This is a genomic window from Trebonia sp. (assembly GCF_049794275.1).
In the GTDB taxonomy this organism is placed as follows: domain Bacteria; phylum Actinomycetota; class Actinomycetes; order Streptosporangiales; family Streptosporangiaceae; genus Trebonia.
The window spans coordinates 1-1,891 of sequence record NZ_JBARCR010001315.1 but is presented as its reverse complement, the minus strand read 5'-3'; the positions used below and the strand labels follow the sequence as shown (position 1 = coordinate 1,891).

Sequence of the window (1,891 nt, the reverse complement as noted above, 5' to 3'; positions counted from 1 at the left end):
CTCAATGGCCGTGCCCCCGCGTGCCCCAAGGAGCGGCAAAGAGCGGCGATTGACGGGCTGCGACGGTCAATCGCCAAACGGGCACGGTCCCGCGCGCCGACAGATTGTGGCCTGGTCAGAGGACTCGTAGGCCGACTCATGAAGGGTGGTCAGGGGCGGGGTCGAACCGCCGACCTTCCGCTTTTCAGGCGGACGCTCGTACCAACTGAGCTACCTGACCTTGGCGACGTTGCGCTACGCGCCACCTCAGCGGTCCTGACGGGATTTGAACCCGCGACCTCCACCTTGACAGGGTGGCGAGCACTCCACGCTGCTCTACAGGACCATCTGTTACCGCCGACCTTAGCCGGCGATGCTCCCAGAAGGAGTAACACAAGAGGTAACCCCCTGCGCCCGCAAGAGCATATCACCGGAACGCCCGTGATCGGGTCCGGCTTCCTGCCCGGCTCTTCCGGCGGGGCCGGCGCCTACCATGAAAGCGTGGCAGTGGTTTCCGCGGGAGTTGTGCTGGCCGGCGGCCAGTCCTCCCGCATGGGCACGCCCAAGGCGGCCCTCGAGTGGCACGGGTCGACCCTGCTGCGCAGGACGGCCGGGATCGTGGCCCGCGCGGCGAACGGCCCGGTCGTGGTCGTCCGCGCCCCGGGCCAGGACCTCCCCGACCTGCCCAAGGGCACCCTGGTGGTCGAGGATCCGCGCGAGGGCAAGGGCCCCGTCCAGGGGATCGCCGCCGGGCTGACCGCGCTCATCGGCCAGGCGGAAACGGCCTTCATCGCCTCCACCGACATGCCGTTCCTGCACCCGGCCTTCATCCGCCGGATGCTGCGCGTGCTCGAACAAGATCAGGCCACGGACGTGGCCCTCCCGTTCGCCCGCGGGTACAAGCAGCCGCTGGCGGCGGCCTATCGCGTCTCGCTCGCGGAAACCGCGGAGCGCCTGGTCAAGGAGGACCGGCTGCGGCCCGCGTTCCTCTTCGGGCAGTGCCAGGTGGAAACCCTCGACGATGACGCGCTCAGGCAGGACCCGGTGCTCGCCGCCCTCGATCCGGACCTGGACTCGGTGCTGAACGTCAACACGCCCGCGGACTACGAGGAGGCGCGCACCCGCCCCGCGCCGGAGGTCACCGTCCAGCTCTTCGGCACCCTCGCCCAAAGCGGCGCGGGCAGCACCCGCGGCCCGCGACTCGTCCGCGCCGCGACCGTGGGCGCCGCCGCCGATGCGGCGGGCCTCGTGTTCGACCGGCACGTCACCGCCGCGCTGAACGGGGATCAGATCACCCGCGACGGCACCACTCCGCTGGCGGCGGGCGACACGGTGTATTTCATGTCCGCCGACGCGGGAGGCTGAGCCGGTCATGCCACCCGGTGGGTATTTCGGCCAGGCGCTCGTCGCGGACGTTACCGACGGGACGAGCGAAGTACTGCCGCTGCCCGACGACATCCTGCGCGCCTACATCGGCGGCGCCGGCCTGGGCGTCTGGCTGCTGCACCGGCTAGCACCCGCGAAAGCCGACCCGCTCGGCCCTGCGGCGCCGCTGGCGTTCGTCTTCTCCCCGCTGGTCGGCACGCCGCTGACCACGAGCGCGAAGTTCGCCGTGGTGGCGAAGTCGCCGCTGACCGGCATGCTGACCGACGCGCTGGCCTCCAGCCAGTTCGCGATCGCGGGAAAGCTCACCGGTCACGACGCGATCGTGATCCGCGGCCGGGCAGCGAAGCCGTCCGCACTGCTCATCGACGGTGACGGCGCAAGGCTCATCGACGCGGCTCATCTCAGCGGCATGAGCGCGGCCGAGGCTGACGCGAAGCTGCGGGCGGAACTCGGCCGGGGCTGGCGGGTCGCGGCGATCGGCCCGGCCGGCGAGCGCGGCATCCGGTACGCCACGATCTCGCACGAC

The 1,891-nt window shown here is 71.1% G+C and carries 2 protein-coding genes and 2 tRNA genes; 2 read left to right on the top strand and 2 right to left on the bottom strand.

What is annotated here, in order from left to right:
- Positions 1–146 precede the first annotated feature (146 nt).
- Positions 147–220 (bottom strand) — tRNA-Phe (locus WA805_RS31840).
- Positions 221–250: 30 nt separating this feature from the next.
- A tRNA-Asp gene (locus WA805_RS31835) sits at positions 251–325 on the bottom strand.
- 155 nt (positions 326–480) lie between these two features.
- Between WA805_RS31835 and WA805_RS31830 the strand changes: the two genes are divergently transcribed.
- Positions 481–1,344, top strand: coding sequence for an NTP transferase domain-containing protein (locus tag WA805_RS31830; RefSeq protein ID WP_425244197.1), 864 nt, complete (start codon positions 481–483; stop codon positions 1,342–1,344).
- Positions 1,345–1,351: 7 nt separating this feature from the next.
- Positions 1,352–1,891, top strand: a 540-nt coding sequence (locus WA805_RS31825; RefSeq protein WP_425244196.1) for an aldehyde ferredoxin oxidoreductase N-terminal domain-containing protein, incomplete at its 3' end; no start/stop codon positions are given.